The sequence below is a fragment of the Gilliamella sp. Pas-s27 genome (assembly GCF_009795865.1).
Lineage (GTDB): Bacteria > Pseudomonadota > Gammaproteobacteria > Enterobacterales > Orbaceae > Gilliamella.
On the sequence record NZ_WTEW01000041.1, the window covers coordinates 1 to 6,624 of the forward strand.

General features: G+C 36.4%; 3 protein-coding genes. All 3 read left to right on the forward strand.

The features are described from left to right. A partial coding sequence (locus tag GQ589_RS11085; RefSeq protein ID WP_160426201.1) for a type VI secretion system Vgr family protein occupies positions 1-1,103 on the forward strand: 1,103 nt, incomplete at its 5' end. Continuing rightward, complete coding sequence (locus GQ589_RS11090; RefSeq protein ID WP_160412393.1) at positions 1,103-2,017, forward strand: hypothetical protein; 915 nt, start codon at positions 1,103-1,105, stop codon at positions 2,015-2,017. The genes GQ589_RS11085 and GQ589_RS11090, both read left to right, overlap by 1 nt. Before the next feature lies 1 nt (position 2,018). After that, on the forward strand, positions 2,019-6,624 hold a 4,606-nt coding region (locus GQ589_RS11095), incomplete at its 3' end, for a toxin VasX (protein WP_202115089.1).

The following is a 6,624-nucleotide window of genomic DNA, read 5'->3' on the forward strand; positions in this document are numbered from 1 at the left end:
ACCGTGTTAAATTTAACTTTGACTTAAAAACGTGGAAAAAGGGCGAAGAAAGCCTTTGGGTGCGTTTAGCCAAGCCGTATGCCGGTAGCACCTATGGCTTTCACTTTCCGTTAATTGACGGGACGGAAGTGGCCATTGCCTTTATGAACGGCAACCCCGATAGGCCGTATATTGCCCATGCCATGCATGACAGTGCGCATCCTGACCTTGTGACTGCTATCAACAAACACCGCAATGTGATTCGCACACCGGCCAACAACAAACTGCGCATGGATGACAAACGGGGGCAAGAGCACATTAAACTGGCGACCGAATACGGCAAAAGCCAACTTAATTTAGGTCACTTAGTTAACCAAAACAAAGACGAGCGCGGAGAGGGATTTGAGCTACGCACTGATGATTGGGGAGCGATAAGGGCTGGTAAAGGGCTGTATATCACTAGCGAAGAGCAAACACAGGCGGGCAATATACAACTGCAAATGGATAATGCGGTTAAAGAACTTTTACAAGCTAGCGAAATGGTTAAAAGGCTTAACGAATTAGCCGAAGCAGCCAAAGCAGAACTGGCTGACTTACAAACCCAAAAACAACTATTTGAACAAAGCTTAAAAGAACTAAAACAATCAGGAATACTGACTTACGCACCGGCTGGTATGGCTGACGTTACCCCAAGTTCAATCCAGCACACCGCAGGAGAAAACATCATCCAGACAGCACAAAACACGATTGATGTTAGTGCATTTAAACGCTTTATGGTAACTGCGGGCAATATGATAAGTCTATTTGCCAACAAAATGGGCATAAAGCTATTTGCCTCGCAGGGCAATGTTGAGATACAGGCACAAAATGATGAAATACAATTAAGTTCAAAACAGAATATGACAATTACCAGTACCGACAGTGAAGTGATTATATCGGCCAAGAAAAAACTCATATTGGCGTGTGATGATGTTGCTATTGTGATAGAAAATGGCGGTATAAAAATGCTAGCACCGGGTGATGTTCAGATTGAATCTGCTAGCTTTCGCATATTAGGACCTTCAAATTATCAAATACCAGAAGTTGAATTACCAAAAGGCAGCGAATGCTCGGAGACAATATAGTGAATACATTACAAGAACAGCTAAATAGTGAAGAAAACAAAAAATACTATCGTTATTTATTAATTGATATGCTTGGTGTAACCAGTGAATTAAGCGAACTTTATCCACAACAGTTAAAACAACTTTTACCGCTAAAAGATATTGCGGTGGTTAAGCGTCCTGAGTTATTGCATGAATTAACGTCTTGTCCTCATTTAGTTTGTATTGGTCACCCTAATCAAGATGTCAATGCAGATCTATTATTTTCCTCAATAGTTCAAGTTGGCGAAGATTTTTTAACCACCAAACCGTATGTTTGTGGTTGGCTTGTAGCACAACAAGCGATTGATGAAATTGCAGAATGGTTACCTAAAATAGGTTTAATATTGGGTGAAATGTGTTCAATGCGGTTTGTACCCTTTTATGAACCGTTTAGAATGCAACTTTTACAAGATAGCCATCTAACCGATCCAAATTGGATAAATGTATTTTTCCCAACAAACTTAACTTACTATTATATTGATATACAACAAAAATTAAGAGTAATCAAACCAAATAAAGATAATCAGTTACTACCATCAAGTTTGCCACCTAAAATGCGTTTTTTTCAGAATGAATCTAACAATTTATTTAGGCTATATGTTAATTGGTATGACATCAAAGAAGAAATTAATCAAAACGTTAGTGAAAATGATTTAATAATATTAATAGAGCATTACTATACTGCAAGCTTACTTGGCTTAACAGACATTAAAGACAGAACGATCTATGTATTTTATTCCATGCAGTATGGTGATCTACAACAACATGAAGAAATCAGAGCCATTATTGACGATGTGGTTTTGCAGTCGCCAGGAATATTATCAGAGCGATTTTTAGCCATCAATTCAACATTCCAAGCATTATTGAAAAATAACAAAAATAAGGAAAAATGAAATGGATACTAGTAACAAAGACAGAAAAAACAATAATTCTGAATTCAAAGACGACAGCATTGAAACAAATCAAGAGCCGCCTAAAATTACTCCTGAGCTAATTAATGAAGCCGCAGAAAATATGAAATTGAGCAATGGTAAATGTGGTGCTTGCGAGCGATTGGGTTTTCCACTTTTTTTAGTTCGAAAAAGTATTGTGCCTAAAAATTTTAAAGGTATCAAATGGGATCAAGGCATGTTAGCGCTAGGCGATCGAGAACCTACAGAAACGCTAAAGCATTTTAAATATGCCTACCGAACGTTAAGAGAAGGGTACGTCTATATTTTGCTACAAAAGAATAAATCAGTTAAAGATTGGGAGGGAACGGATCTTAATCTATTAAAAGTGAAAGCTTTTGTAGTCACTCATTCAGGTGCTTTTCGGTTGAGAGAGTTAAGAGATATCAAAGGATCAAGACCCAAAGAACTACCATCATCTTGCGTTACGGAGGGGCATCAGTTTAAAGCGAAATTTATTACATTAGATAATAAAATTTATGATAAAGCGTGGATAGCCTATAGCCCTTGTCGTTGGGATAAAGACGTCATTGAATTTTATCGTAAAAACGAAGAGAAACGAGATGAACGTTTTACCGTTGTTGATTTAACCAAGACTAATCCTACAGAGATGGCTGTTTCAAAAGGGCAAAGAAGTTTTTCGTTTAATGATTTTATCCGTAAAGCCGGTGATAATCAGGCAAAAACGTCGCATCAATCCAAAGCTAGTGAAACAAATGGCACAGAACAAAATGGTGATGATACCAAAGTAACTTCCATAAAACGTTATCTAGTTGAAATAGAATGTAGTAATAAAGAGGTGCTTGATTATTTTGATGAAGAACAACAAAAAGATTATCGAGCTAAATTAACAAAAGAATCTACTTCATTAAACACCCCCATTGACAAAGCGATAGGCAAAGGAGTTTTTTATACTAAAGACGTCGATTTAAACAAAATCATAAGCAGTAGCACATCAGATGTACTTCATTATTTTAAACATCTTTTTTGTACTGCTAGCCATTTTAACTCGCTAAAAAAGGAAGCTGGTGGGCTGAATGAAAGTTTTAAAAAGACGATAAAGGGTTACCAAGGTGAAGCACGAGCAAATTCAAATTACCAAACTGATGAAATTGGCGTAATATTGATTGAAGACAATTTAGGTTTAGCTGAAGAGCTATCGGTACAACGAAGACAGTTATTAGCACCAGTAATTAATGGGCTTGCTGGCCGAAGCCAAGAGCAAGCGATTGCGATTCAAAAAAGGCTAAGGAAAAATTTGGGAAAAACCACCAAAGATATTATTCTTGAAGAATTAACACAGCTAGGTGGTGATATTGATCCAGATATTATTAAATCATTTTATGAAGAAAATATTTTAGATCTTCGGTATAACCAGCAGTATAAAGCGGTGTATGAAAATCTTAAAGTATTGGACTTTGCATTACCAACGCAACAATGGTTAATTAACAAATATCTAAATAAAATCCCAGCAATTATGGCTAATTTAGTCGGTAAAAGGACAAAAGCCATTGAAGATTATTTTACTAAACAACAAAACCATGCATCAGGGCACCCCTTTCTTTACTTTAAACCCGAAACCAGCTATGCGCGCAACCAATATAATAGTATTGAAAATTATAAAGATATACTAAAACTGAATAACCAAATAGAAGATGCATCAGATTGTATTTTATTTGCCTTTTATCAACCAAATGGTTCTTATAATAAAGATTTAAAAAGATATGCCGAACAAGAGGCAAAGTTAGTGCTAAAAACTGAGCTTTATAAAGGGGATAATGGTCAGGACTTATTGGATAAAATTTTTGTATTAGATGTGGTGGGTGATACTGAATTTGCGATCGAAAATAAATTTACAATACCTATACCAGCATATAAAGCATTTTTAAATAAAGTTGCTTGTTTTTTTTATTTTAGATTTATCAGCGAGATCAGTATAAGTGGTGCTCAAGTAGATGATGCTCCCCCACTAGGTGATTATGAAGTTATTAATATCTCAGATAAGCAAAAAAAAGACATTTTAGCTATTTATCAAACTGAGAAAAAATTACGCACAATAGAGGGTTATGATGTTGTGGTTGTCAAATATCCCAATGCTAAAGACAAAGTTTCCGAATGGAAAAGGGATAAAAACTGGGATGATAAAGAATCAGAGCGTCTTAATAACGAATCAATAGTCAAATATAAAGCGTTAGATAAAACCCTTTACCAAAATTTATTAACCTATGTTGAACAAGTATCAGAAGATTATTTTACATATTTATTATGGTTATTTGGTGAGCAAAACACCGTTCCTTTTTGGTTAACCGAATGTGATCCCGATACCTCTGACCAGCATATTCTAGTGCTATCAAGTTTGCTGATTATTTTAGATAATGATTCTGTCGGCAACTTTTATTTAGATAAGCAAGACAAGCTATGGTCAATGCTGATAAACAATGAAAACAGTATTTATCATTATTTAATCGAGGGCTATGAAGGTGCTTATTCACTGTTTAATGTTGCATCAGGAAATATACCGGAAGCCGATAAGCAGTTAACGCAAGATGTTAAAAAGATTTTAGCTAATCGCAGTAAAGGAATAACAAAAGGAAACACCAAAGTCAATAATCCTTTGTCGGGTGCTAAAAAGAATATCAAAAGAATCAAACAAATCTTGAATTTAAAGCTTAACGGTAATGTAACAGTCGGGGCTTATATAAAAGAAGAACTGATCAAATTATCAATGAGTAATATCGCCAAAATCCTTTCTAATAATAATACTTATAACCTTAATGTCGCTGTGGTTGATACTCACTTGATTAAAGCAATGAATATGTTTACAACGGCAACTCATAAACAATATAAAGTAAAAGTGCCAGTATCCAATCTACAAAAATTTTTAGATAATCTTGGTAGTTCATCACAGGTTGTGTATGCTCAAAGTAATAATGGCAACCTAATAACCACCGATGGTGCTCGTATCCGCGGGAACTATTCGTCAACGCAAGAAAGATTTAAACTTAAAAAACGAGACATAGCTAAGGCAAAAAAAACATATGTTGAATTAGATATGTTACTGACATTTAGCAATGAAGGTGAACGGGCAATGTTTGAAAAATCAATGAACACTAGTCGAGGTAATGCTAATGTAGATAAATTCAAAGATGCCCACCTAGTTGATTATGAACAACTAAACACAGCTAAATATAATGCAGAAAAAAAATGGCGTACAGCAGTGTATGATACGTCAGTATCTAGCGCTATGAATGTCTTTACACTTGCTTATCAATACCTACAAATTAATGGTTTGAAAACTAATTTGAATACATTAACGGATTCCGCATTTATCGACAAAGTTTCAAGAGCATTATTAAGAACGTATCTTGATATCGCTTTAACTGCATCTTATGCCATTCTTGATGGCATAAAACTAAAAGCACTGTTTGGCGAGCGCGACAAAACACTTACAGATTTACTTGGTAAAATTGGTAAAGCTGGCAAAGTATTAGGTTATGCGGCTAAATCCATTGCCATAATCGACAGTTTTGGGGATCTATGTCGCTCAATGAATGCCGTAACCCGTGGTGATCCCGGTGCAGTAGGATTTATGATAAGCTCAACCATTGGGTTTGCTGCAGCTGGGCTAAGCATTGCATTGGGCATTGCCGCCCCGTGGGTAATCGTGCTGTTTTTAGCACCATTTGTGATCAACTTTCTATTTGGTACTTATGACGACGGCAGTAACTGGGACGAAATGGACAAATGGATCAACCGCTCAATTTTTGGTAAATTTGCTCGCAATGACTTGTATCCGCCTTATCCCATTAGCGATACGGGTAACTATTTATCCGAACAGGATTTTTACCTTGCTTCGCGCAAAGGATTTTGTCGAACCGCACATTACGAGGTTCAAATTCGTGAACTGATCGATGAAGGTAAAAAAAATAAAGATAAAGCACCACCCTATAAAGTTAATGGCATAAATGGCATAGTCTGGGGATCCGATGATCAAAGCGAAGTGATTGATATCATAAACACCCCCCAAAACGCTCTACCGTACAAGTTACATTTAGTGATGCAGTTACCCGATTTTGTCGAAGATAAAGCAACATTTGAAGGCGAGATCACCATCCGCCATCGCGGTGAGCAATTCGATACTATTTTGCAGGTTAGTCATGGCAGTGAGGAATTAACTGTTCAGCCGATTCAATGTAACACCAAATGTTTTAAACTAGTGAATGAAAATATGGTAAGGGACAAAAAGCAAGAAAGGTATGATTATTTGAAAGCTGACCCCGATAAACCAAATCAAGCATTAGAAACTTGGTACAAAATGCAACAAACAATTGATATTGCGGTAAAAACAGATCCTTATGAAGAAGATGAAAAGGACAACACCACCACCCAAGCCAATACCGATGCAACGTCGTCTGAGCCTAAAGCACCTAATATTGGTCTATTTGGAATTAACCAATTATTAGGTCGAGTAAATGGTGAGTTTGAAGTGATTTGCGCAATTCAATATTGGCCGGAAGGAAAAACCGACAGCGATGGTAATGCGGTCTTTC